The 24,064-nt window shown below is 67.7% G+C and carries 16 protein-coding genes and 5 pseudogenes; 9 read left to right on the top strand and 12 right to left on the bottom strand.

Annotated elements, in window-relative coordinates; all coding sequences use genetic code 11:
* Positions 1-134: 134 nt before the first annotated feature.
* Positions 135-872, bottom strand: a complete 738-nt coding sequence (locus ACHBTE_RS34825) for a polysaccharide deacetylase family protein (protein ID WP_394729602.1) — start codon at positions 870-872, stop codon at positions 135-137.
* A 585-nt stretch (positions 873-1,457) separates the two neighbouring features.
* Here ACHBTE_RS34825 and ACHBTE_RS34820 point away from each other — a divergent pair.
* From ACHBTE_RS34820 to ACHBTE_RS34800, 5 genes are all read left to right on the top strand, one after another.
* A complete protein-coding gene (locus tag ACHBTE_RS34820) occupies positions 1,458-2,900 on the top strand; it encodes an LCP family protein (protein ID WP_394729600.1) in 1,443 nt (480 codons plus the stop codon).
* Positions 2,901-3,606: 706 nt separating this feature from the next.
* Complete coding sequence (locus ACHBTE_RS34815) at positions 3,607-4,044, top strand: hypothetical protein (protein WP_394729598.1); 438 nt, start codon at positions 3,607-3,609, stop codon at positions 4,042-4,044.
* The gene (locus tag ACHBTE_RS34810) at positions 4,041-4,172 is read left to right on the top strand and encodes a hypothetical protein (protein ID WP_394729596.1); all 132 of its coding nucleotides are present in this window, start codon (positions 4,041-4,043) and stop codon (positions 4,170-4,172) included. Before ACHBTE_RS34815 ends, ACHBTE_RS34810 begins: the two co-directional genes overlap by 4 nt.
* Positions 4,173-4,217: 45 nt before the next feature.
* On the top strand, positions 4,218-5,453 hold the full coding sequence (locus ACHBTE_RS34805; RefSeq protein ID WP_394729594.1) for a tyrosine-type recombinase/integrase: 1,236 nt from the start codon (positions 4,218-4,220) through the stop codon (positions 5,451-5,453).
* Positions 5,453-7,807 carry a tyrosine-type recombinase/integrase gene (locus ACHBTE_RS34800; RefSeq protein ID WP_394729592.1) on the top strand — a complete coding sequence of 785 codons (2,355 nt, stop codon included), beginning with the start codon at positions 5,453-5,455 and terminating at the stop codon, positions 7,805-7,807. The genes ACHBTE_RS34805 and ACHBTE_RS34800 overlap by 1 nt, the downstream gene beginning before the upstream one ends.
* On the opposite strand, the gene ACHBTE_RS34795 is transcribed toward ACHBTE_RS34800, so the two are convergent.
* Positions 7,800-8,180 (bottom strand): hypothetical protein, encoded by a 381-nt coding sequence (locus ACHBTE_RS34795; RefSeq protein ID WP_394729590.1) that lies wholly within the window; start codon positions 8,178-8,180, stop codon positions 7,800-7,802. The two genes, ACHBTE_RS34800 and ACHBTE_RS34795, sit on opposite strands and share 8 nt — an antisense overlap.
* A gap of 572 nt (positions 8,181-8,752) precedes the next feature.
* Between ACHBTE_RS34795 and istB the strand changes: the two are divergent.
* Positions 8,753-9,461, top strand: a pseudogene (gene istB / locus ACHBTE_RS34790) (IS21-like element helper ATPase IstB); the annotation flags it as partial.
* 75 nt (positions 9,462-9,536) lie between these two features.
* Here the strand turns inward: istB and ACHBTE_RS34785 are convergent.
* From ACHBTE_RS34785 to ACHBTE_RS34775, 3 genes and pseudogenes are all read right to left on the bottom strand, one after another.
* Positions 9,537-10,100, bottom strand: coding sequence for a cysteine hydrolase family protein (locus ACHBTE_RS34785; protein WP_394729618.1), 564 nt, complete (start codon positions 10,098-10,100; stop codon positions 9,537-9,539).
* A 505-nt stretch (positions 10,101-10,605) separates the two neighbouring features.
* Positions 10,606-10,887, bottom strand: a pseudogene (locus ACHBTE_RS34780) (transposase); the annotation flags it as partial.
* A gap of 1,045 nt (positions 10,888-11,932) precedes the next feature.
* Positions 11,933-12,523 (bottom strand): annotated as a pseudogene (locus tag ACHBTE_RS34775) (IS5 family transposase); the annotation flags it as partial.
* On the opposite strand from ACHBTE_RS34775, the pseudogene ACHBTE_RS34770 reads away from it, so the two are divergent.
* A pseudogene (locus tag ACHBTE_RS34770) lies at positions 12,416-13,882 on the top strand (monooxygenase). The pseudogenes ACHBTE_RS34775 and ACHBTE_RS34770 overlap by 108 nt on opposite strands.
* Before the next feature lie 268 nt (positions 13,883-14,150).
* Here ACHBTE_RS34770 and ACHBTE_RS34765 read toward each other — a convergent pair.
* Positions 14,151-14,684 (bottom strand): hypothetical protein, encoded by a 534-nt coding sequence (locus ACHBTE_RS34765; RefSeq protein WP_394729588.1) that lies wholly within the window; start codon positions 14,682-14,684, stop codon positions 14,151-14,153.
* A gap of 181 nt (positions 14,685-14,865) precedes the next feature.
* On the opposite strand from ACHBTE_RS34765, the gene ACHBTE_RS34760 reads away from it, so the two are divergent.
* The gene (locus tag ACHBTE_RS34760) at positions 14,866-15,675 is read left to right on the top strand and encodes a hypothetical protein (RefSeq protein WP_394729586.1); all 810 of its coding nucleotides are present in this window, start codon (positions 14,866-14,868) and stop codon (positions 15,673-15,675) included.
* A gap of 246 nt (positions 15,676-15,921) precedes the next feature.
* Here ACHBTE_RS34760 and ACHBTE_RS34755 read toward each other — a convergent pair whose 3' ends face one another.
* Entirely contained in the window at positions 15,922-16,266 is a 345-nt protein-coding gene (locus ACHBTE_RS34755; RefSeq protein ID WP_394729584.1) for a hypothetical protein, read from the bottom strand.
* Between the two features lie 734 nt (positions 16,267-17,000).
* Between ACHBTE_RS34755 and ACHBTE_RS34750 the strand changes: the two genes are divergently transcribed.
* Positions 17,001-18,317, top strand: a complete 1,317-nt coding sequence (locus ACHBTE_RS34750) for an SUKH-4 family immunity protein (RefSeq protein WP_394729582.1) — start codon at positions 17,001-17,003, stop codon at positions 18,315-18,317.
* A 165-nt stretch (positions 18,318-18,482) separates the two neighbouring features.
* On the opposite strand, the pseudogene ACHBTE_RS34745 reads toward ACHBTE_RS34750, so the two are convergent.
* The 5 genes and pseudogenes from ACHBTE_RS34745 to ACHBTE_RS34725 form a co-directional block, all read right to left on the bottom strand.
* Positions 18,483-18,596: pseudogene (locus ACHBTE_RS34745) on the bottom strand (IS5/IS1182 family transposase); the annotation flags it as partial.
* Between the two features lie 1,042 nt (positions 18,597-19,638).
* Positions 19,639-20,700, bottom strand: coding sequence for a M20 family metallopeptidase (locus ACHBTE_RS34740; protein ID WP_394729616.1), 1,062 nt, complete (start codon positions 20,698-20,700; stop codon positions 19,639-19,641).
* Positions 20,701-20,826: 126 nt separating this feature from the next.
* A complete protein-coding gene (uppS, locus tag ACHBTE_RS34735; protein WP_394729580.1) occupies positions 20,827-22,755 on the bottom strand; it encodes a polyprenyl diphosphate synthase in 1,929 nt (642 codons plus the stop codon).
* 11 nt (positions 22,756-22,766) lie between these two features.
* Positions 22,767-23,156 (bottom strand): DUF6114 domain-containing protein, encoded by a 390-nt coding sequence (locus ACHBTE_RS34730; protein ID WP_394729577.1) that lies wholly within the window; start codon positions 23,154-23,156, stop codon positions 22,767-22,769.
* An 8-nt stretch (positions 23,157-23,164) separates the two neighbouring features.
* Positions 23,165-23,752, bottom strand: a complete 588-nt coding sequence (locus tag ACHBTE_RS34725; RefSeq protein WP_394729575.1) for a DUF6230 family protein — start codon at positions 23,750-23,752, stop codon at positions 23,165-23,167.
* Positions 23,753-24,064 lie beyond the last annotated feature (312 nt).

Genomic DNA, 24,064 nt, shown 5'->3' with positions numbered 1-24,064 from the left:
AGGGCAGGAAGTCGTGCCTTGGTCGACGTCAAGCGCAGCCCGTCCGAATCACTTAGAAAGGCAGGCTGAACGCCCACTTCCCCCGCAAGGCAAGCCGGCCCAGGGACAGGCCGGTCATCGAACCTGCGGAAAAGCTATGAGCATGACATCGCCTTGAATGTGAACCCGCGGGCCTTGAGGGCTTCGAGTATCCCTGGGAGGGCGGCTACCGTTCGGCTACGGTCACCCCCGCCGTCGTGCAGCAAGATCACCTCGTTCGGGGAGACCTCCTTCAGGACGTGCTCCTTGATCTTTGACGCTGAACGGCCTTGCTTCCAGTCCTCAGGGTCGATGTCCCACAGCGAGACCCGCTTTCCGAGCTTGGCAGCTTGTGATGTGACGGCCCCGTTCTGCGCACCGTATGGCGGACGCAGACACTTGGGGACGTAGCCGGTGAGCGAACCGAGCATGTCGTCAGTTCGTGCGATCTCGTCGAGGAGTTCTTGTGCAGAGAGCGTTGTCAGGTCTCGGTGAGACCAGGCATGGTTTTGCACGCTGTGGCCCAGTTCGTGGACCCGCTGGGTGATCTCTGGATACCTCTTGGCGTTCGCACCATTCTGAAAGAAGGTGGCCTTTGCGCGATACTGCGTCAGTATGTCCAAGACTTTTTCAGTGTGTTGTGCATGAGGTCCGTCGTCGAAGGTCAGGTAAACCACCTTGCCGTTCGGCTGGGTGGCCTCACTTCGCAGGTCCTCATGGGGTGGCCCGGTGGGCTCGCGCAGCGGTTTGACTTGCGATGCGTTTCCCCGACCGTCCGGGGAGACCGCCTGAATCACGACAGTCACGACACCCGCCAGCGCCACGGTGACAACCGCCGAGACGGCGATGCGCATGGTCTGCCACCTGGGGCTTTGCTCCCTGTTCGTCAACTGATCCTCCATCAGCTGCGCCAGCCTCATTGGTTCCGGAGGGCGCTTTGGCGTTCATCTAGCTGCCTCAGAGGAGGCTTTGAGCCCGGCGTAGGTGCCTGCGTCGCCGAAAATATGTAGCGCTGCGACAAACCCCATGACCTCGATGCGTACAGATCTGAGCGGACGGTTGGGGCAGGCAAGTTGATGATGCATAGTCGAAGCACATGATCATCTAGATGTCGACTGCCCGAACCCCGCGAGGCTTTTGGATGCCACCGACCAGTGCAATCTCACGAAGTCTGTCCAGGCACGCTGGTTTCCGCTGCCTGAGGTTCAGGCTGTCGAATCTCCTGCGAATCAGGGGAGCCGGCGCCGTGCCGGGCACTGGATCTCACAGATGGAGCACCCTGCTTCAACTGTCGAGCGTCGCCCCTTAGCGGTGCAGGGCGGTTTTTCGCTTCGTGAGGTCGGCCGGCCGACATCTATTCACTCCACCCGCTGCGGGAGGCAGTTATGCGAGCACGACAAGGCGGCAGGGAGCACCCGCGAAGGCGTGCCCTCAAGGGTGTGGCCGTGCTCTGGGCAATGGCTCTGCTCGGGGCTGCCGGCACGGGATGGATCTACTATGAGCAACTGGACGGGAATTTGAGGAGGGATAAGCTGAACCTGGGGCAGAAGCCGATGGAGAACAGTCCGAATGCGGCAGGCCAGCGGTCGATCAACGTTCTCGTCCTGGGCTCGGACAGTCGAGCGTCCAAGGAGAACAGGCGCCTTGGTGGCGCGGCCGGGGAGTCGCAGCGGCCTCCATTGGCCGACGTACAGATGCTGGTACACCTGTCCGCCGACCGGTCGAACATATCGGTTGTCAGCATCCCCCGCGATACTCTGGTGCGTATACCTGAGTGCCAAGGGCCGGACGGCGGCAAACCCTTCCAGCCGATCAGGGCAAAGATAAATGCCAGCCTTGCTCGCGGGGGGCCCGGTTGCACGGTGGCCACCTGGTTCGAGTTGACAGGCATTCCGATCGACCACTTCATCATGGCCGATTTCGCAGGTGTCGTAGACATAGCTGATGCGATCGGCGGTGTGCCGGTTTGCGTGGATGCCAATATCCATTCGCGCGGCAAGGGCCACGGTTCCGGCCTGAAGCTGAAGAAAGGAACGACAAGGATAAGAGGCGCTCAGGCGCTGCAATGGTTGCGTACCCGATATGGGTTCGAGGACAACGGAGACATCGGCCGCACTCATGCGCAACACATGTACATGAGCTCAATGGTCCGAGAGTTGCAGACCGGACTCGGCAGCCCACGCGAGCTCATGCGACTGGCGGAGGCGGCGACCAAGACGCTCACCGTGGATGAGGGAATGGGTGTCAAAGATCTCTACGAGTTGGCTCAGAAACTCAGAAGGGTTCCGCCCGAGCGCATCACTTCAACGACCATGCCATGGATGGAAGATCCGCAGAACAACGGACACGTGCTGCCCATGCCAGGTGATGCGGAAAAGCTCTTCTCACTGGTCCGACGCGATATCGCCCTCGACGGCAAACCCTCGAAGGCAACGAAAAATACAATGGGCCACGATCGGCGAAGAGCGAATGAGTCGGTGGACGTTCTGGTCCTGAACGGCACCCGCACACACAACCTGCCTGCTGTCGAAGGACGCGCAAGGGACATTTCCAAGCAACTCGTCTCAAAAGGGTTCGAACGGGCCGCAGTGCGGAGTACACCACGGCGTCAGCGCGAGACGACTGTCACCTATCCCGCGGGGCTGAGCGCCGACGCCCTTGCGGTGGCCGAAGCCCTGGACCTGCCGAAGGCAGCCGTGAGCGAAGTCTCCAACGCCACCGAGATAACCGTTGTCGTCGGGTCCGATTGGCGTTCGGGCAGCACTTATCCGGAAGCAGCCCAGAAAAGTCGAGACGACGAGCGCGTGCCAAACAGCGCGGCCCCGCTTCGGGCTGACGACCGCAGGGCATGCATGAAGGTCAACCGCTACTACACATGGTAGATGTCGGCATCGGGTGCAATTCTGGTGCACGTGACGGGCCCAGGGCCCAATCATGTTCCGCTTCCGTGCCTTGATCTGGCTGGCGTGGCCCTCGATCGCGCCCGAGCGGTGGTCGAGGGAGCGACAACGCTGCTCGCAGGAGTAGGCGGCAAGCGCGGCGCGGCGGGTGTCGGTGGTTCCTGTTGTGCGGTGGCTCAGCGGACCCAGGTGCGGGCGCGGGCTTGGACGGCGGAGTCGCCGAGCCGTCGAGGTCGGTGAGCGTGGTGGCGACGAAGTCGCGGGCCCACTGCGAGGTCTGGATGCGGAAGGCCGGGCGGTCGTCGGCCAGGGCGTCGATGATCGGGCAGTGGCCTCAGCCAGGGTCTGGGTGTTGCCGCAGGACTACCTGGTGCGGACGAGGCACGCCTCGCGGGCCGGGGCACAGGGCCCGGCCCCAGCGAGCAGGGCGGGGACGGCCCGGCTGAGATTGGCAACGAACTCCCTCGCCCCCAGGTTCGGCCGCGGTGACAGCAACGCCGACGGTAGCTGCGACCGGGGGTGAGGGACTCCATGAGGCCCTTGGCTCTATCGGTGAGTCCTGACACCGGTTGTCGATCGGCGGTGGCACCGCCCGGTTGTTGGCGGAGAGCGATATCGCCGAGTTTTGACACCACTTGGGTTCTTGCGGTGGGACTCTGGGGGTGCTCTGCACGGTAAGGGGGCGGCGGTGCCACCGAAGTCCAAGGTCGATCTGTACGCGGCGATCCGCCGTGATGCCCGGGCGGGGATGTCGAACCGGGCCTTGCAACGCAAGTACGGGGTGGGCTCCCGGACGGTGAGGGCAGCCATGACGTCCGTCTGGCCGGAGCCGCGCAAGCAGATGCCGCCCCGCAAGGCGCGGCTGGATGTGTCCAAGCCGGTGATCGACCAGATGCTGCGGGCGGATCTGGACGCGCCGCGCAAGCAGCGGCACACCGTCAAGCGGATCTCCGACCGGCTGCTGGACGAGCACGGTGCGGTGGAGGTGACCTGTCCGATGGTGCGGGCCTATGTCGCTGTTCGCCGACCGCAGATACGGATCGAGGCTGGACGCGGGCCGCTGAACGCGTTCATCCCCCAGACTCACATGCCGGGGGCGGAAGCCGAGGCGATTTCGGCGACGTGACGATCCGTCTGGCCGGCGAGCAGGTCAAGGTCTACCTGTTCTCGATGCGCCGGTCGTACTCCGGCAAGGCGGTGCACCGACCAATTGACCGCACTAACGGCGTGTCCGGTATGAGGTTGGCCGTGTAGTCCAGAACGCTCCGTCCGAGATGTGATCTCACGGACGGAGTACTGGTGGAACAGCAACGAGAGGCGCCGCGACGGGACGTGTCCGGGCTCGTGGTCGCCAGGGTCGGCCGCGTGACGGCGACGACCGATCCGACGCTCCCTTGGGTGGTATGTGACGGTGCCCGGGTGCCGATCGGGCCGGTCAGCGAGTTCCTGCGTGACTTGTTGGCGTGCGGGAACAGCGCGGCGTCGTGCCGGTCCTACGGTTACGACTTGTTGCGGTGGTTCCGGTGCCTCGCGGCGGTCGGCGTCGTGTGGAGTCGTGCGCAACGGGTCGACGTGCGGGACTTCCTGCTGTGGCTGCGGACCGCGCACAACCCGACACGGGATCGGCGACGCGCAGGCGCTCCGGTCGCGGGCTCGGTGAATCCCCGTACGGGCAAGCCGTACTTGTCGGAGGGCTATGCCCCGGCCACCGTCAATCATGCCTTGTCGGTGATCTCGGCGTTCTACGACTTCCATCGGCAGACCGGAGAGGGGCCGGTGGTGTCGCCGGTTCCCCCGCAGTCACGGTTCGGTCGCCGTCCGAACGCCCACCACAACCCGCTGGAGCCGTTCCACCCACAGCGGCGGGGTTCCTACCGGCAGAAGCAGCCTGACCGACCGCCCCGGGCAGTGCCCGACGATGTGCTGGACGAGGTGTTCGCTGGGCTGGGGTGCAACCGGGACCGGGCGATGTTCAGCATGTTCTTGTCCAGCGGCGCGCGGGCGGCCGAGCTGCTGGGCACGGCGGTGGGCGACGCTCACCCCGGCGACGGCCGTATCTACGTGCGGACCAAGGGCCTCGGCGGGATCAAGCAGGCGTGCCCGGCGGCGCCGGAGACGTTCGCCTGGATGGCTGTCTACCTCGGTGAACTCCTGGACGCGGGGCACCGGCCCGATCCGGACGAGCCGTTGTGGTGGACCCGCCGTCATCCGCTGCGGCCCTTGACCTACACCGCGCTGCGCGCCGTCCTGACGCGGATCAACGAGCGGATCGGAGCCAACGTCAGCCTTCACGATCTGCGGCATACGCTGGGGCTGCGGCTGATCGCCGAACCCAATGTCACCCTCGTCGACGTCCAGCAGGTGATGCGGCACCGGCAGATCACCACCACCGGTGGTTACCTGCGTCCGCGAACCGACGAGGTCATTGCGAAGGTCCACGAGCACTACACGCGCCCGAAACCGGCACCGCGGTCGCTGCAAGGCTGGTCCTACGACCCGCAGGACCTGGCCGATGTGTTCGGCGGGAACGACTGATGGCCGGCCGGCACGGCAAGGTGGCCCGCCCACCGGTCAGCCACCGCGACCCCCGCGTGCTGACGGGCTCGCCGCCAGCGCGGGCGTCGGGGCCAGCCGCGCGACCCGGGCGGGCCACCGCCACACGGGCGCAGCTGGGCACGCTGGCGGAGGCGCTCCTCGATCAGCCGTCCTACCAGCAGCGGTGGAGGCAGAATCTGGCGCTGACGCGGATCCTGGACTGGTTGGAGACCTTCCCGGGCGAGGGCTGGCAGGATCGCTGGCTGCTCAGCGGGGCCGAGGACCAGGGCCGACGGTGGGGACCACAGGATCTCACCCCCGCGCTGCGGAACCGGTTGACCGCCGGACTTGGGATCATGGTCGTGCTAGGGGCCGTCCGCCCGTCCTACGCCTGGCTGTCGAGCAGCAGGCTGCTGGGCGTCTACGCGTCGTTCCGCCGCCACAACCAGGCCGAGGCATTCGCCGCCGTCGAGCGGGACGCCGCCCGCCACCAGGGGCACGAGTACGCGGCCGAAGCCGTGAACGTGCTCACCCGCATGGTGATCGTGACAGGCAAGCCGCTGCGCGAACTTAACCTCGCCGACCTCGGCGCCTACGCGGCGGCCCGACAAGCGTGCGGCAGCAAGGTCGCTGCACTGCCGATGGCCTACGAGTTGGTACGCGCGGTCGGCGGACTGGAGGACCTGCCGCCGACGCTCCGGGAGGCCCAGGCCCGCGGGCAGCTGTCGGTGGCCGAACTCGTGGACCGCTACCCGGTCGCGAACAAGGAGATCCGCGACGTCCTGGTGCACTACCTGGTCGAGCGCTCCGCCGCGCTGGACTACGGCTCGCTGGTAAACCTGGTCCAGGTGCTGGTGGACTTGTTCTGGCGCGACCTGGAACGCCACCATCCAGGCATCTGCTCGCTCCAGCTACCCGATCCGGTGGCCCAGGCGTGGAAACAACGGATCCGTACGTTGCCGAATGGCCAGGCTCGGCGCACCTTCCACTCGGTGCTGCTGGCGGTCCGCGCGTTCTACCTCGACCTGCTGCAGTGGTCGCTGGAGGATCCCGCCCGTTGGGCCCGGTGGGCCGCGCCGTCCCCCGTCGGCGAGGCCGACATCCGCGGCTACATCAAAGAGGCCAGGCGCCGCCAAGCCCGCATGCAACAACGGACCCGCACCCTGATTCCCGTGCTTCCGCGGCTCATCACCGCCGCGAAGGACGAGTTCGACGCGGCCGCACGGATGCTGTCCGCCGCGCGTGACGCCGCAGCCGGCGAGGAGTTCACCATCGACGGCCTGCGCTATCGACGCACCGGCCGCGGCGCCAGCACATGGCGTCCCAGCGCTCTGTTCGTCACTCCCGTCGACCAGCCCGGCCCTCGCTTCGACGCAGAACGCCTGGAAGACAACGCCTTCTGGACCTTCGCCGCCATCGAGGTGCTACGCAGGACGGGAACCCGCATCGAGGAACTCCTTGAACTGACCCACGTGAGCCTGCGCCAGTATCAGGCACCGACCGGGGAGATGGTGCCGCTGCTGCAGATCAGCCCGTCCAAGACGGACGCCGAACGGGTCATCCCGGCCGACCCGGACCTGGTCGCGGTGCTGGCCCGCATCATCCGCCGGATCAAGCACGACGGCACAGTGCCACTTCTCAGCCGGTACGACGGCTACGAACGCACCTTCGGCCCGCTGCTGCCGCATCTGTTCCAGCGCGTCACCCACCACCAGCTGCAGGTCATCCCGCAGGACCGCATCCGAGAGCTCCTCGCCGGCCTGGCCCGGCGGGCAGGTATCACCGACGTCGACGGCACTCCGCTGAAGTTCACGCCGCACGACTTCCGAAGAATCTTCTCCACGGAGACCGTCAACGGCGGACTGCCTATTCACATCGCGGCGAAGCTACTGGGGCACCTCGACCCAAATACCACTCAGGGGTATATCGCGGTCTATCCGGAAGAGGTGATCCGCCACTACCGCCAGTTCGTTGACCAACGCCGAACCCATCGGCCCAGCGAAGAATACCGCGAGCCGACCGACACCGAATGGGAGGAATTCCGAGACCACTTCAGCCTGCGGAAGGTCGCTTTGGGTCGATGCGACCGTCCGTATGGGACACCCTGCCAGCATGAATCAGCGTGTGTGCGCTGTCCGATGCTTCGTATGTCGTTGAGCCAGGTCCCCCGGCTGCTGGAGATCGAACGCAACACCCACGAGCGACTGGACGAAGCCCGACGGCTGCAATGGCTCGGCGAGGTCGCCAACCTTCAAGAGAGCCTGCGGCACATCGCGGACAAGAAGCGCCAGGCCGAACGCCTACGTCAACAACAAGCAGAGCAAGGCGAGTCAGGGGACAACGCACTCAGCTGATCAGGCCTTCGCCGGCCCCCTTCGGGAGCCCTCGATGGCGCTCACGCCATAGCGCTGCCGCCGGGGAGTCCTCAACGAGCACCCAACTGTCGAAGTCTTCGCGCACGAAGCCGGGGTCGAGGGGCATGAGCCTGATCTGCGGACGGTCATCCATCCACCAGACCTCGAAGTCCGTCGCCGTGCCGACGGCAGGCCAGCGCGTCGCGTCCCGCGGCAGCATGAGCACGTCGACGAAGCCACTGATGGCAAGCCCCAGGTCGACACCGATCCCGGTGACGCCGGGACGGTGAACCCAGTTCACTGTTCCGGCCAGCCGCTGGCCAAGCCGAAGCCGTCCGCGCAGCTCGTCCCAGGCGTTGTCGAGGGAACTCATCCCAGACATCTTGCTGCATGTTCTCTCGGTTCTCCACTGGCCCCAGATCAGTGGTGCGGAATAGCATCTTCGCCTCGTGCGGGCAGGAGGCGTTCCTCGAAGGCCACGTCCACGCTCTTCGCGTGCTGGGCGGCGTCCCCTGGGGCAAGGTGCGCTATGACAACCTGCGGGCTGCGGTCGCCCGGGTGCTGGGCCTGTCGAGAGCGCGGGTGGAGAACGAGCGGTGGACTGCGTTCCCTTCGCATTATGGAATCGAAAGCATGTACTGCGGTCCGGGCCTCGAAGGAGCCCGCTGGAAGCCCGCAAGGCCGCCGAGGCCGACGATGCGCCGGCCACGACGGCAGATCCGGACCCGGACCGGGCGAGTGTGATGTTCTTGACCGAACGACGCCTGGCCCACTGCCGCCCGACAACCGCCCGCTGCCGTCGGTCGCGGCCTACCGACCAGCTGCTGCGACCGAGGCGGCCGACCGACCACTCCGCCGTCGAGGGAGAAACACCATGACGACCTTTAACGCCACCGCGGGCTGACCGAACAGGCCGCCGACGCTGCTGTCGACCAGGCATGCCGGATGGTGCGGCTGCCGACCATCCGGGCCCAGTGCCCCGCGCTGGCCGAAGCCGCTGCCCGTGACCAGATGTCGTATCGCGGCTTCCTCGCCGAACTGCTGATGGCCGAAGGCGACGACCGGGCCCGCCGCCGTTCGGAACGGCGGATCAAGGCCGCCCAGTTTCCACATGAGAAACCACTGCGTGCCTTCGACTTCGAGGCGAACCCCAGCGTGGACCCGGCGGACATCCACACCCTGGCAACCTGCGAGTGGGTCAAGAAGGGCCTGCCGCTCTGCCTGATCGGCGACTCCGGCACCGGCAAGTCGCACCTGCTGATCGCGCTGGGCACCGAGGCTGCGATGGCCGGCTACCGGGTCCGCTACACACTCGCCACCAAGCTCGTCAACGAGCTGGTCGACGCCGCGGACGAGAAGGTGCTGACCAAGACCATCGCCCGCTGCGGCCGAGTCGATCTTCTCTGCATCGACGTGGGGCTATATGGAGCTGGACCGCAGGGGCGCTGAGCCGCTGTTTCAAGTGTTGACCGAGCGCGAGGAGAAGAACAGCGTTGCCATCGCCTCCAACGAGTGGTTCGGCTGCTGGACCGGAACCTTCACCGACCCCCGGCTCTGCGCGGCCATCGTGGACCGGCTCACCTTCGGCGGCAACCTCATCCAGACCGGCACCGAATCCTACCGCCTGGCTATCGCCCAAGCCCGGCAGCAGCGCAGAACACCGCTGGCTGACCTCACCTGGACGGGGGCGGTTATGCCGTCTTGCCCCGATGCTTCGGACGGCCTCCCTCTATTGCGGTGCGATGGCTTTGAGCCAGTCCTCGACGGCGACGACATCTGCCCACTGCGGGAACAGCTTCTCGATGAGCATCGTGTGTACCTCGGGGTCAGTGTCGAGGCAGGCATCCGCCAGGACGGTGAGGCCGAAGTCCAGGTCGATGGCGTGCCACAGGGTGGACAGCACCACAGCACTGGTGGCGATGCCGGTGAGAACAAGGCTGTCGATATCGCGGGCCCTGAGTACCAAGTCGAGGTCGCTGCCCGAGAACGCGCTCCCCCGCCTCTTGGTAACCACGACGTCGCCCTGTTGGGGCGCGACGTCGGGATGGATCTCGGTGCCAGGGGCACCCTCGGTGAACAGGCCGGCCCGCACGGCGTTTGTGATCACCTTGTTGCGAGGGCTGACTTCCGGTTCGCCCGGCCGTAACCCCATCACCACGTAGATCACGGGCATGCCGGCAGCCCGGGCACCGTCGATCGCACTGCGCAAGCGCGGCAGATATCCGCAGCCGTCGTCGGCGATGGCCACGACGTCCCGTTGGACGTCCATCACCAGAAGTGCGCTGTTCGCCATGCTTGCCGTCCCTTCTCCGTTGGGAAACGAGAGCAAGTCTGGTGGATCAAGCGAGCCGAGGTGAAGGTTTCGGAGATCCTCAGCAGCGTCGCGCCACAGTACGCTCATGACTGGTGTCGGTTCTCTTCGACACATTCTTGCTCTGTGATCACCAAGTGCTGTTAAGACTCAGCGATAGCGGTGTCGCCCGTCGGTTACGAAGCAAAGCCCTCGACGGCGAACTTGGCCGCACGATCGGCCCGTTGAAAGGCTGACCGACCGCCTCGCCGACGCTGGTGACAGTGATCGCCCGACCCTCGGAGGCGCGTAGCGGGCAGGACGGGGCGTGGTGGCCTCAACACCGAGACGTTGACCTCCGGGGCGGCATGGACGTCGTCGAGACTGCCTGTTCGATGGTGCCGGTCTGGGCGGCGCCGGCGTCGTCGACCCAGTGCGTCGAGACGGCCGTGCCCGGCGATCACCTCGCCAAGGCAGGCCGTGACGCTCTCGGGGTCGGTCACGTCCAGGCGCTTGACCGCCTGACCGGCAGCGGATCCCACGGCGACTGGTTCACGAACTGCTGCAGGGCCTGCATGTTCCCGTCCGGCAGACGCTCGGCCATCGGCTGGACCGACTTACGCCGGCCATCGAGCATCAGGCCACGCAGATAACACTCGCCCCACCGCCGCTGATCCCTGTGCGGCAACGACCCGAACACATCGGCAACGGCCACGGGCAGTCCGCGCCCGCGGGCGAGGCCGAACTCCGCCAACTCACCCCGGAGCCGTTCCACTTCCCCCAACCTCACCCCGGAAAGCTGCCCACGATCAGCCGAGATCACGCAACGTAACGAAGCACTATTAGTCAAAGTCCCCGGCTCCTTCCCGTATCCGGGCCAGGTGGCAACCGGCGAGGGGGACTTGAATCGAGCAACAGCGTCGTGCAGCAAACAACCGTTTGGTTGCGGCACGGCGTCGCCCGTGCACCAACGAGCCCGCTACCTGCGCAGCGCCATCCTGGCCCGAGGTCTGGAGTGTCAACGCTCTCCAGAACCAGAACCTCCCAAGAGCAGCTGCGAACAGCATGCCCCACTGCAGCCGAGCGAGAGGCAGCAACGCCCCGGAGCAAGGGGGTTCGGCGCTGCTGCGGTGCGCCCGGTGGGCCCTACGCTGCCTCAACCCGCACAAGACGAAGCGCAAATCGATCGGACCATTCAGGGCCTGAGGTCGCCACCGAGCAGTTGCCGGTAGTGACGCTCCGCTGCTTTGAGTACAGATCGTGCGAGACTTGCTGCGATCACGGCCAGCCAGCTGTGCGTCGAGTCCACCAGGGTCTGTCCGATGGGTGTATACAGTCCTGTTGGGCGATATGCCGACCCGGCCAGCCCTCCAGTCGCGGATGGTGGCGATCTCCAACGCCCCCCGCTAAGCTCCGTGTTGCTCATTCGAGAGCCGCAGAGCACTGGCGACGTGTCCGATGGGGGACAGTGCTCCTCTCGACAAGCAATGAGTACGATGAGTCTCTAATCGTCGCAGAGCCTCAGCAGGCCATCGCAATCGGTGGTCGAGCTGAGGCTGCCTGCCGACTGGTCGACCACCTGCGTGAAGGGATCGACTGGTGAGGCTGACTTTTTCCGCTCAGGTACTTCTCACGCTCTTGTCATTCGTGTCGTCGCTGCTGGTAGCGCTAGTGGCGGGGGCACTGTCGCATGAGGCCGGGGCGCCGGTGGCCGGGGCGGTGTTGTACGGCGGTGGCGCGTTCATCGGCTGGATGACCCTATGTGTCACTGTGCTGACGGCGCTCGGCCTGCTCGGGCATCAAGGTCATCCCGGTGAGTAACGGGCACCCGGCGATCATGAACGCAGCCACAGCCGGATCGCAGCGAGGGTGACGGTGCCGTGGAAGACATGCGCCCTCTCGTCGTACCTCGTTGCTACGGCCCGCGACGCTTTGAGGGCATTGACGGTCCGCTCGACTTCGTTTCTACGCCTGGAAAGTGACCTGTCGAAGCCGGTGAGCCGACCACCTCGACCACCGAGGCGCTGCCGGTTGACCCGCTGGTTCTTCGGTTCGGGGATGGTGTGCTTGGTCTGGCGCCTGCGCAGGTAGCGGGGGTTGCGAATGGATGAGTACGCCATGTCACCGCTGACGTGATCAGGTCGGGTGCGCGGGTGACCGCCTCCCGGCCGCGATACTCGAACGCGCTGCAGTACCGGAATCATCTGAGGTGCATCGCCCCACTGTCCGGGCGTGATCAGCACTGCCAGGGGTCGGCAGCCGCCATCTGCGGCTAGATGAATCTTCGCGGTCAGGCCACCCTCGGCCCGACCGGGCTCATGCTGGCCTGCGAACTTGCGCTGGCAGGCGTACGTACGCGCATCCTGGAGCGCCGCACCGAAGCGCAGCGCGACTCGCGGGCGCTGAGCCTGCACCCACGCAGTGTGTAACTCATGGACCAGCGAGGGCTGCTGGACCGGTTCCTCCGCCTCGGCCGCACGGTGCCGGGCTGGCACTTCGCGGGGCTGCGCACACACCTGGACTTCAGCCGCCTGGACTCCCGGCACGGCTACACGCTCTTCCTGGCCCAGGCCCGTACCGAGGCTCTCCTCCAGAGCGGGCGCGCGAGCTGCGCGTGGAGATCAGCCGGGGATACGAGACCGTCGGTGTGCGTCAGGACAGCGCCGGGGTTGCGGTGGAGGCGCGCGGCGCCGGGTACCGTACCGAGACCTTGCGAGCCCGGTACGCGGCCGGCTGCGACGGCGGGCGCAGCGTCGTACGACAGGCCGCGGGGATCGGCTTCCGAGGCACGGACGAGACCTTGACCGGAGTGCTCGGGGACTTCGCCCGCATGGACCCGCAGCCCGGAGCGCTCGACGACGCGCGCGCCCGCGGGGTGATCATCGCGCCGCTCGACGAAGGGCTGACCCGGATCGTCTACCTGGACCCGGAGCGGATGCGGGTGCCGTCGCTGGAACCGGTGACACTTGGAGTTCCGCACGTCCCTGATCCGCATCGTCGGCTCCGACTGCGGCATCGCTGAGCCCCGCTGGCTGTCCCGCTTCGGCAACGCGACCCGGCTCGCGGAGAGCTACCGATCAGGGCGCATACTGCTGGCGGGCGACGCCGTCCACATCCATTTCCCGGCGGCTGGGCAAGGGCTCAACACCGGGCTCCAGGACGCCATGAACCTGGGATGGAAGCTGGCGGCCGTCATGAACGGCTGGGCGCCGTCCGGGCTGCTCGACAGCTACGACGCGGAGCGTCGGCCCATCGGGCAGTCGGTCACGGAGAACACCGAGGTCCAGACCCTGCTCGTGGAGCTGGCACTCGACCCGCGCTACGAGCGCCCGGCCACCGCGCTGCGGGGGCTGCTGGACCGGCTGCTGGGCATGCCCGAGGTCAACCGGCGTCTCGCCGACCAGATTTCAGCGCTCGGCACCGTCTATCCGCCGACCTCCCCGGACGCTGATCCATTGGTGGGCCGGCGTATGCCCGACATCGGTCTCAAGGCCGTGGATTCGGCGGCGACGCGGGTGTACGAGCTGCTCCACCGAGGACGATTCGTTCTGCTCTCGGCCGCCGGCGACCAGGGCCCTGCGAGTGCCTTCGACCCCGGGTGCGCCGACCGGGTCACGGCCGTGCGCGTCGAGACTCGCGACGAGCATGCGGTGCTGGACGGGGTACGCGAAATCCTCGTACGCCCCGACGGCCACGTGGCCTGGGCCACCCGGACCGGCGAGGCCGGCGTACGTGGTGACCAGCGGGCCCGCGCGTTGACTGCCTGGGCCGGCGCTCCCGCTTGACGCGCTGCCGTTGGGGGGAGGGAGGCGGAGGAGGGCCGCCGGGACCGGCGTGTCCGAAGACGGCGACCGACCCCGAGGCCCCCGAACCCGCCACGACCGCCCGCGCGTACGCCGCAGAACGTCTGGCCGCCTCCGAGGAGCTCCGATCGTGACGGCGACCACTGTGCCCGTCGGCGTACGTCGACGCGCCTTGAGGAGCGCGGCCGGCAGGCCAGGTCGTGCCGTCCGGATCAGGTCGGGATCGCCAGGCACCGCACCGCAAGCCCCGTCAGTTGGGGAAGGAGAAGTAGAGCGTCTCGCTGTAGAAGGACGCGAAGTACGTCTGCCAGTCGCCTCGGATCGAGGCCAGCCAGACGTCGTTCTGGCCCGCGATCGCCGCCTCGGCCTTGGCAACGGCGTCTGGGATGTCCTCGGACGCCAGACGCCGCACGCTCGCTGCCGGATCGTCGTCCGTCATCGAGACGATCTCCCCGGTTTCGAGGACGAAGTACTTCGCCTGCTGCTTCTCGAGGTGGGCCATGGTTCCGGCAACGCATTCGGCGAACTCGGCGTCGTCCTCCAGGCCCTTGCCGACCGCGAGCAGCAGCTCGCGGAGCAGGGCCGCCCCTTCGGCATAGTCCGCGGCAATGCCGATCGGAGGGTTCCAGATCATGGACGGGACGATCGTCGTTCCGCGCCCCACCATGAGCTTGTGCGCGAGCGGGATGTCCCAGTTGTGCTGGGATATGCATCGGATCTGCTTGGGTATCTCCGCCTCGCTCGGCATCGAGTCTGCGGAGTAGAGATACGAACGGTTTGCCATGGTGGGGACGTTAGCAGCGAGGACCGACAAGACCGCCAGCGCACAAGTTTCGACAGCACCGCGCCTTGCTCGGGACAGATGAGGAACGGCATCGTCACTCCTCCGAATCGTTGGCCGCAGCGAGCGTCTTGCCGATCACCCGGGGCCGGCCTGGTCGAAAGAGACGGCCTAGAGTGGCGAAATGCCCCTGCCTGCCGACCGGACCGCCCTGGACCTGCTCGATGCGCACCTGGAGGCGCTCTGGGACGGAACGGACCTCCCGCTCCCGCACGGGCTGGTTCGCCTTGCACCGGAAGGAGGGGGCGAGCTCGTCCGCTGGGCCCTCGACCAGCTCCGGCGTATCCCCTGCGAGCCGAAGGACACCTTTGCCCGCCAAGTCGGCAGCCTGCTAGCGGAGTTCCGCTGCCGTCGATGTCCCTGGAACGCGGCGGCGCTGCGGCTTCTCGACGACACGTACACTTTCGCGGCCACCGGCCCTCGGCGGCACCAGGACTGGGCGCGCGACGTCCACGCCGTGCTGCACCGGTCGGTTCCTGACCCCCGGGGCTGGGTCCGACTGGACTGGGACCGCGCCAACGACGCCCGCCACACGGTGCCCGCGTACCCCTTCGACCCCCCGGCCGTATCAGAGCTCCCCGACCGCCTGTACCCCCTGGAGGCGGAGGCGGCAGTCGCCGCGCTCGCCATCATGGCCGAGGAATGGCAGTCGGAACCCGCCCCCGTCCGCTCCCGCCCGGACCAGGACGCCGTGCTGGCAGACGCCCGTACCCTGCTCGACCGGTACGGGCCCACCGCGCGTTACTGGACCAACGCGACAGCCGCCGCCTCCGACCCGGCCCCGGACTTCCTCGCAGCGGGCCTCCGGGGCACTGAATCCCACAGCTTCCTCACCTCCGAGTACCTCAACGGCCTCGACCTCTTCGAGGACTTGGGCCTGATCGCAGTGACAGACGACGAGGTAGGCGTCTTCTGGTCGTTCGGGGCGTACTGACGACGTTCGGGACGCCACCTGGCGACCGTCACAAGATCGTTCAGCGCTGCGTCGAGGGCGTCGCCGGCGAGGTGGCCGATCCATTCGACACGATGGAATCCAGTACATGGTCAACGCTGCTCAACCTCAACGCGGCCTCGCTGCCGCTGTCCTCTGCGTCCTGTCTGCCCTCGTCGCAACCCTGCCCGCGTCGCAGAGGCCCTGTCGCTGGGTCAGTCTGCCCATAGCCTCCGAGTCCCGTGACGGCTACAGCCGCGACGAGTCGCAGCCTTCCCTTCCTGTCGGCTCTTCAGCGATCAATTGACGACTTATCCCGAAGCTCTCGAAAACTTCGAAGATCTGCGTCAGGGGAAGGGACATCAGCGGCTTGTAGCTTCCGGCCACCATCCCGCCGTTACGGAAGGCCAGGCTGTCGAGGAACTCTCTGAAGTCCTCATGGTCGAGGTTTGACAGTGCGTGGTGACGGCTGGCACGTAGGCGCTCGACGTTCTCGGCGGTACGGGCGAACCAGTCGTCGTCGCTCGCCAGCAAGGCGGCGTACTCCTTCTCGCTCTTCGCGAGCCGGCTTCGGTCGATCTCCGTCGACTGCATGTTCTTCCCTCCTCTCGCGGATCTCGCCATTGCCATGGTTCCTTTGGATGTCGCCAGTGAAACGCACATGATCAGTCACCTGAGTTGGCGATGGGAATGTGATCGTTGAAGAGATAGCAAGATCGCAGAACTTGCGTGAAGGCCCATCAGTTCGTACGGCGCCTCGTCACCATTGTTGGCGACGCTGCGCGGACTCGCATCCTGGGTGGCATGCCTAACGGGGGAAATCCTTGGCAATGCGCAAAGGTCGGTTGTGACGGCACAACCGCACAGCATCGCATGCCGTTCTCCAGAGGCGAGACAACGTCGACAAACATGTTCCTGGACGCACCAGCGTCCAGCGGGCCGGCCCAACCGCGGTGGGCCTGAGTGGTTCCAGGCCGGTCGACGCAGTCAGATGTCGGCCATGCCCGATTGTCACCCTTCACGGGTACGGGAACGAACGGCAGGGCACAGTGGGACCCGCACGCGATCCCAGCCGGCCCCCCGGTCTCGATGGGATGCGGTCACGGGCCTCGGGGAGGGGACGGCATGGCGCCGTTCGCACGGAACACACACAGCAACAGTCCTGCGAGCCAGCGACGCTGGCCCCAACGGCCAGCAGGCAACGCCGCCTTCGACCGAGCGGAATTCATCGACCGACGCCTGAAGTTCACCCAGACCAGATCGGACCGGCCCCCGTCCCGGCCGTCACCGGCGACGAGCTCAAGTTGGCGCGGTGACACGATGTGTGCATGAACGAGGATCTTGACGACGTACTGGCCGACCCCGCGCGGCTGTTGGACGCGGACCGCGTGGCGGTGCGCGACCACCTCGCCGCCGAGGACGGTGCGCAGGATGTAGGGCGGGAGGGGCCGGAGGTCTTCCTCCAGGCCGAGGCGATCTTCGGCAGCGACGATGTGACGCGGGCCGAGTTCGCTTCCTGGCTGCACTTCGCGGCCAAGGCGACCGGCCACGGGGAGTACGCGGAGGGGATCGCGAAGGCCGAGCCGGGCATGCCGTGGCGGACGGTGTGGGCGTGGTGGCGACCCGCCAACTGGTTCGTGGCCCACCCGAGCCTGAACGGCGACTACTTCCAGGTCCACTGGCGTCTGCACGAGGGCCGGCTGCTCATCGAGGTGGCGGACTGGCGCGGCCGTCTCTGGCTCGACGCGGAAACGGGCGACAGGGTCAGGCTCCAGGTCGAGGACTCGCTGCCGGCAGCGCCGTTGTCGCGCGCAGCGCTCGACACACCCGAGCTGAACGAATGGAACCTCACCGCGCCGGTGAGCTGGGAGGGCGCGGTCGCCTTCGCCGTCGAGGGCGGCAGGACCCGGCATCTGGTGCAGGGGTGCTCGGGCATTGCGGTGATCGAGACGGATGAGGAGGTGCTGAGGGACTGGCCGCGCGGTGAGGGCATCGACTGCGGCTCGGCCGATGAGGCGCTGCCCGAGACCGAACCGAAGGTACGGCGGCCGACGGGCCCGCTCACCGCGGAACGGGTCGACGACGCCTTCGGTGAAAGGCATGTGCTGCGCATACCCGACAGCGACCTGCCCGACGGGCTCGAACACCCGGGCAGCAGACGCTTCTTGCGGTACATCGGTCTGCCCACGTCGTGGCTGTGCCACAGCGCCGAGTACGAGGCCCGACGGCCCGAGGCCATGCGGCCTCCGACCGACGAGGAGCTGCCGCAGGACGGCCTGCCCGACGGGGTGAGGGCCACGGACCTGATCGCCTTCGGCAGGGTCGACTACGGCGAGCTGTATCTGCACCGCCACGACGGGTCCGTGCACATCTGGTGCCGGCTGGACGGCCTGACCGACCGGACACTGGTGCCGCTCGCCCCGGACCTCGATGCCTTCACCCGTGTCCTTGAGGCCGTCTACCGCTACAGCAACGCCTGTTGGCACCCCTATTGGGTGGAGGGAGGCCGGGATGCGGTGGCGGAGGTCTTCATGGACGAGATCGACGAGCTGTCGCCCGGTCTGTTCGACCGTGAGACGCCCTGCGGTGAGGTGTGGAGCTGGCTCTACGCAGGCATTACCGAGCTGGGGGTGGACGGCTTCTAGGCACGGCTGGAAGGAGCGCCGCGTCACTGCGGCGGCGGTGCCGGGCCGCCGCACGCTGATGGCCCGACAGGTGCTCGCCCGCGCAGTGCATGAGCAGAGCACGGCTTCGACCTGGTGCTGCAACGTTCCCCGGCGGCCGTACGACGCTGCTCAGGGTTCCGCTTCGAACTGCGTACAGTCGGCCCGCTGCCCTGGTGTCACGACCAGCGACAGTGGCCGGCACTTGCCGTCCGCGCTCAGGTGCAGCTTCGTCGTCAGCCCGCCGCGCGAGCGACCGAGAGCCTCGCCTGCCGCACCGCCTCCTCCAAGAACGGCCGCAGATACAAGTGCGCGCATGTGCGCTGAGCTTTCCGCTGCCCCCTTTGATGTGGCCGACAGGGCCGCGGCGGTGCCTGCGGCGCTCCTGCGGCGTGCAGGTGAGCGCGGATCGAGGTGGAGTCGATGTTGATGTCCCAGCCGATGTCACGGATATCTCCGCGAGCCTGACACCGAGTTCCCGCTCCCCGGTCACGAGTTCGCCTGCCGCATCAACACCATCCTTGACGCACCCGACCGGCCCTCCATGTGGGACAGACGCGCCCCAAGTTCCACCCCGGGGCCCTACACCGCCTCCAATACCAGAGGAGTCGACCGTGAAAGCCGGCAGACCATCCCCGAACAGATGGGCACCGCACAGCGCTGCACACCACGGTCTAAATGAGGGCAAGGCGCGGCAGCCCGCTCAGCAGGCCGGGCCGATGCCAGCAAGCCCGACCACCACCCCCGGCGGCACCAACTGGACGATCCTGCTCGATGGTCAAGACAGCTTCTGCCTCAGCAGCAACTCGAGCTGGCATGTAAGGGAAGCGTCGGCACGTGTCGTGAGCACGTAGGCCACAAAGGCGTGCGCCAGGGACGGCCATGGCCCCCGTTCGGTCACGCCGACCGATTGCACGCGGGCGTCGAGGCCCACACAGCGGACCTGCATTGTTCGGGCGGCGTATCCAGGGCCTGGTCGGCCGGTGACCTCGATCTGCTGGGCAACGTGCCGCAGCCATCCTCAGTTCCGACGCGGATCCAAGTCGGGCGGGACCGAGGTCGGCTCGGATGGCTGCCCAGGAAAGCCGATGGCGGCTGCCAGAGCTGCAGCCGCCATCGCCAGTCCAGGTAAGCCGTCGCTTGGTGTCGGCCACGCCGGCTGGCAACTCGGCGGACCAGCTGGGCGCCGCCTACCGTGATCGCTCCGCCTGCGGGCGGCCAGGCCGGCGACTCGAGGACCCGCAAACCGTGACCGACACGGACGCCCACGTTGACGGGACGGCTCCGACGATGACCGCGCGGCTCAGGTGGTGCGGATCGCCGCCACCAAGCCGGTCACCAGGTTCGCGCGTTCGGCCATGTTCTCGACCAGCAGGTACTCATGGTCGGCGTGGGCGCCGCCACCGACGGCTCCAAGGCCGTCGAGGGTCGGCACCCCCAGCGCTGCCGTGAAGTTGCCGTCGCTGCCCCCGCCCACGGCCACGGCCTCGATGCCGGGCAGCAGTCGGCGGGCGATCGCGAAGAGCTCCGTCGCTGCGGTCTGCGGCATCGGCGGGCGGCCCACGCCGCCGCGCACCTCGATCACGGCTTCCTCGAGGTGCGGCGTGAGTGCCGCGAAGGCCGCTTCGATGCGATCCTTCTCGTCTGCGGTCTCGACGCGCACATCCACGACCACGGACGCTTCGGCCGGGACGACGTTGCTCTGCGTACCGGCAGTGGCAATGGTCGGAGTGACGGTGGTACCTGCGTCCGGCCGACTCATCGCCTCGATGCGAAGTACTTGGTGAGCGGCTTCGACCAGGGCGTTCACGCCGGCTTCGGGTTCGAGGCCGGCGTGCGAGGCCCGACCGGTGATCAGCACTTCGAAGGTGCCGCACCCCTTGCGGCCGATCTTCAGCCCACCGCCTTCAGCCGCCCCCTCGAACACCAGCGCCGCGCCACACGCCCGTGCGCGTTCCTCGATGAGCTTTCGTGAGGTGTGGGAGCCGTTCTCCTCGTCGCACGTCACCAAAATCTCAACGCCGGTCAGGTCCTCGAGCGCAGCGAGCCCGTGGATCGCCTGCACCAAGCCGCCCAGCATGTCGAAGACGCCCGGACCGGTCACCCGCCCGTCCTCGACCCGGAACGGGCGCCGTGCCAGAGTGCCGTGCGGGAACACCGTGTCGTGGTGTCCGAGGATCAGCACCTTAGGCTCGCCCCCGCCCGACCAACGCACGTGCGGTCCTGCCTCGCCCTCGACGAGGACGGCACTGCCGCCGAGCCGGTTTTCCAGGATGTGGGCGAGTGCCTTGGCCGATGCGGCCAAGGCAGTGGGATCGCCGGAAGGCGATTCGATCTCGACGAGAGTCCTGAGGTCGTCGAGCATCGCGTCGACCGAGACGGGAGCTGCCGTGTGCGTGGTCACGGCAACACGATAATTGGCTGGCACAACGACCTCCCTCATGAGGGGATGAGATGGCGGGCAGCTTAGGCAGCAGGTCGGCAACCGGGGTCACCACGATGGGTTCCTTCCGATGACGCTGCCCTCGCAGGCGGCGGGCTGGGCCGCAGCGGGAATGCGGGGGACGGAGCCGTAGCGGCGGGCGCGGCGGGCGTATTGTTCGATCGCGTCCCACAGGGTGCGGCGGTCCACGTCGGGCCAGGGGGTGTCGAGGAACAGCAGCTCGGCGTAGGTGGCCTGCCAGGGCAGGAAGTTGGAGGTGCGCTGGTCGCCGCCGGTGCGCAAGAACAGGTCGACGTCGGGGAGTTCGGGGGCGTGCAGGTGGCGGGCGAAGGCGTGCTCGGAGATGGAGCCCGGGTCGATCTGTCCGGCGACCGCTTCCCTGGCGAGTTTCGCTGCGGCTGCCGTGATCTCGGCGCGGCCGCCGTAGTTGACGCACATGGTCAGGGTCAGTCCGCTGCGGTCGCGGGTGGTCCGCTCCGCTTCAAGGAGATCTTTGATGACGTCGGCCGGCAGACGGGAGCGCGCCCCCGCCCATCGCACGCGGACGTCCAGCTTGTCGTCCACCATTCGACGCACGACCTGGGGGATCTCATGCATCAGAGTGTGCAGCTCGTCAGCGGGGCGCTTCCAGTTCTCGGTGGAGAACGCGTACAGGGTCAGGTGCTTCAGGCCGATCTCCAGGGCGCCGTGGACGACATCGACCAGTGCCTCGACGCCTTGCCGGTGGCCGTCGCTGCGGGGCAGGCCGCGGATGGTGGCCCAGCGGCCGTTGCCGTCCATGACGATCGCGACATGGCGGGGCATGGCCTCGGCGGGTAGCTGGGGCGGGCGGGCGCCGGACGGGTGGGGGGTTGGAGGCGTGGGCAGGCGCGGGCGCGCGGCCGGCGGTTTTGGGCTGAGCCCTCCCGGCCCGCAGGGTGTGTCTGGTCCGTCGGGTACCCCGGGTTGTGTCGGCCCGCAGGGCAGTACGGGAAGCGGGAAGAGGCTCCAGGCCAGTGCCGCTCGCGCCCGGGCAGGGAAGAGCAGGCGCAGCCGGGTGGGCCGTGACAGGGCGGGGCGTTGGTGCAGGAGCGCGGCGGGGGCGTCGGCCATGGCCGCGAGCCGTAGCCGGTACAGGTCGCGGTAGGTGCCGAGCGCGATGCCGACAGCCGGGTGCAGCACCGGGGGCAGCGGCGTGCGGTCCAGCCAGGTGCGGGCCTGCCGGGCCAGACCACCCACCATGTCCACGATCTCCGGGGTCGCTCGCCGCGCCAGCAGGTCGGTGCGGCGCACCCCGGCCTCGTCCAGCACCTCCCGCGGCAGCGATACGTGGCCCCGGCCCAAGTCGTCGGAAAGGTCGATGAGGCAGTCGGTCAGGTAGATGGCGTCGACGGCGGTCTGCCATGCCGCTGCCGCCTCCGGCACGCCCGCAGCGATCGCCTCCGGCTCAACAGACAGACCCGCGATCCGCAGCAGAAGTGGGCCCCCGCTCAGCACGAGCGGGGTGTTGATCAGGTTGTTGTAGCGGCGCCACTCCTGCCAGGTGGCGAACTGCCGTCCCTGAACGTCCCCGCGCAGCCCTTCGAACATCGTGTGCAGGAGTCCCGGCGGCAGGTTCCACGTCAGCATGGTGTGGATCAGCGCCTGTCGCACCGGGGCGGTGCCGCGACCGTGGCGCAGGTCCGCTTCGAACGCCGAGATCCAGCCCTCCAGCCGCCTGGCCCGCCCCTGGCCCGCCTCGTCGGCGGATTCAGCCGCCCCGGGAGCGGGTTGTGCCCCACCAGGTGCGTCAACCAGGTCATCCACGGCCCGGAAGGCACCGTACAGCGCCCATGTGGCGAGACGCAGCGGTGGCGGCAGCAGCAGCGACACGGCGTACTCGATCTCGCCTGTCGCGCGTGTGGCGCGGCGGCACATCTCGTAGCCGCGGCGCAGGGACGGGTCGTGGATGCCGCTACGGCCGTAGACACCGGCGAAGGGCACGACAGGAGAATTCATCGACATCAACCTCACGCGTCCTCCCGGGCCGAGGGCACCTGCTGGGGGACCCAGGCCAGGGCCAGGGCGCTGCCGACGGCCGTGAGCAGGAAGCCCAGCAGCAGGCCGCCGAGGTTGGCGGCGATCAGGCTGACCAGTGACAGCACTGCGGCCAGGACGCCGGAGAAGTAGCGCAGGGCGGGGTTGCGCCACGTTGTCACACCGGCGACGACGAACAGAGCACCAAGGGCCCACGAGGCGGCCCCCGCGGTGCCGGTGAACCGCAGGAAGCCCAGCCCCACCCAGGAAACGCAGATCAACTCAAGCCCGCCGAGCCCCAGCAACAGCCCCGCCGCGAACGGCCGCCCTTGACGCCACCACCGCCAGCCGGAGCGCCAGTCACCTCTCGTTGCTGTACTCACTGGGCCGCTCACTTTTCGCATCCGCCCGCGCCGTGGCGCAGGTCGATGGTGACGCCCTCAGAGGTGATTGTCCCGGCGGTAAAGGCATGCGGCTGCGTGGTCACCGTGCTGCCGCTGACCTTCTGTGCGCCGACGGTGAACAGGCCCGTGGGCCGGTCCAGGCCCACCTGTGGGGTGGTGAACTTCGCGCCGGTGAGCTTCACCGACCGGGCTGTGGCCTTGCCCGCCTCCACCGTCAGGCTCGAGGCAGACGACCGTTCGATGCGAACGACGGCAGTGACCGCGCCGACGACGGGCAGGTGGGCGGTGGAAGTCACGCACGCGTCCTGCACCGTGGCCCGTTCCATGTGCGTGGCCAGCGCCGGCAGCAGTCCGCCACGACCCGAGGCGGCCGGGGAGGCCGACACTCCCGAGGCGGAAACCCGCGCGGCATGGACCGTGACCGGGACCTCCCCGGCGAAAGCCACCGAGACGGCCCCCGCCGCGCTCCCTGCAAGCAGGACGGTGCCACCCACGAGCAGGGGGGCCAGCGCGAGGGCGAACCGGCGGCGGCTCGTCCGCCCACGGGCTGTGACATGAGGGCTGGGGTTGATCACGACCGGCCCAACGACCGTTGCGGACGGAAGTACCGCCTAACCCACCATCGGCTGATACGACGGGTGACCGGTTGCCACGCCTGGCTCGGATTGTCGGATTGTCCGGGTGGCGCTCTCCCGTCACGACAAGAGGCCGCCGATTCGCGGGAACTGGTTCGCCTGGATAGGTACGGGACGCTGTCGTAAGCCCGGATCATTACGCCACCAAATGGTGGCTCTGTTTCCTTCCCTCCCCCCGGGGGGGTGCCCCTATGGGTTTCGTCAAGCTGATGGGGCGGGCTGTGGGTCGTAGAAGGTGCCGTCGCGGAGCAT

The sequence above is a fragment of the Streptomyces sp. M41 genome, from assembly GCF_043673425.1.
Classification (GTDB): domain Bacteria; phylum Actinomycetota; class Actinomycetes; order Streptomycetales; family Streptomycetaceae; genus Streptomyces.
The sequence above is the reverse complement of the archived record's forward strand: the minus strand, read 5'-3'. Positions and strand labels throughout refer to the sequence as shown.

Bases quoted from the DNA above. Each gene is read 5' to 3' on its own strand.
- ACHBTE_RS34825 (WP_394729602.1), bottom strand. From the start codon at position 872: ATGCGCATCGCCGTCTCGGCGGTTGTCACCGTGGCGCTGGCGGGTGTC.
- ACHBTE_RS34800 (WP_394729592.1), top strand. From the start codon at position 5,453: ATGGCCGGCCGGCACGGCAAGGTGGCCCGCCCACCGGTCAGCCACCGC.
- ACHBTE_RS34795 (WP_394729590.1), bottom strand. From the start codon at position 8,180: ATGAGTTCCCTCGACAACGCCTGGGACGAGCTGCGCGGACGGCTTCGG.
- ACHBTE_RS34785 (WP_394729618.1), bottom strand. From the start codon at position 10,100: ATGGCGAACAGCGCACTTCTGGTGATGGACGTCCAACGGGACGTCGTG.
- ACHBTE_RS34765 (WP_394729588.1), bottom strand. From the start codon at position 14,684: ATGGCAAACCGTTCGTATCTCTACTCCGCAGACTCGATGCCGAGCGAG.
- ACHBTE_RS34760 (WP_394729586.1), top strand. From the start codon at position 14,866: ATGCCCCTGCCTGCCGACCGGACCGCCCTGGACCTGCTCGATGCGCAC.
- ACHBTE_RS34755 (WP_394729584.1), bottom strand. From the start codon at position 16,266: ATGCAGTCGACGGAGATCGACCGAAGCCGGCTCGCGAAGAGCGAGAAG.
- ACHBTE_RS34750 (WP_394729582.1), top strand. From the start codon at position 17,001: ATGAACGAGGATCTTGACGACGTACTGGCCGACCCCGCGCGGCTGTTG.
- ACHBTE_RS34740 (WP_394729616.1), bottom strand. From the start codon at position 20,700: ATGCTCGACGACCTCAGGACTCTCGTCGAGATCGAATCGCCTTCCGGC.
- uppS (WP_394729580.1), bottom strand. From the start codon at position 22,755: ATGAATTCTCCTGTCGTGCCCTTCGCCGGTGTCTACGGCCGTAGCGGC.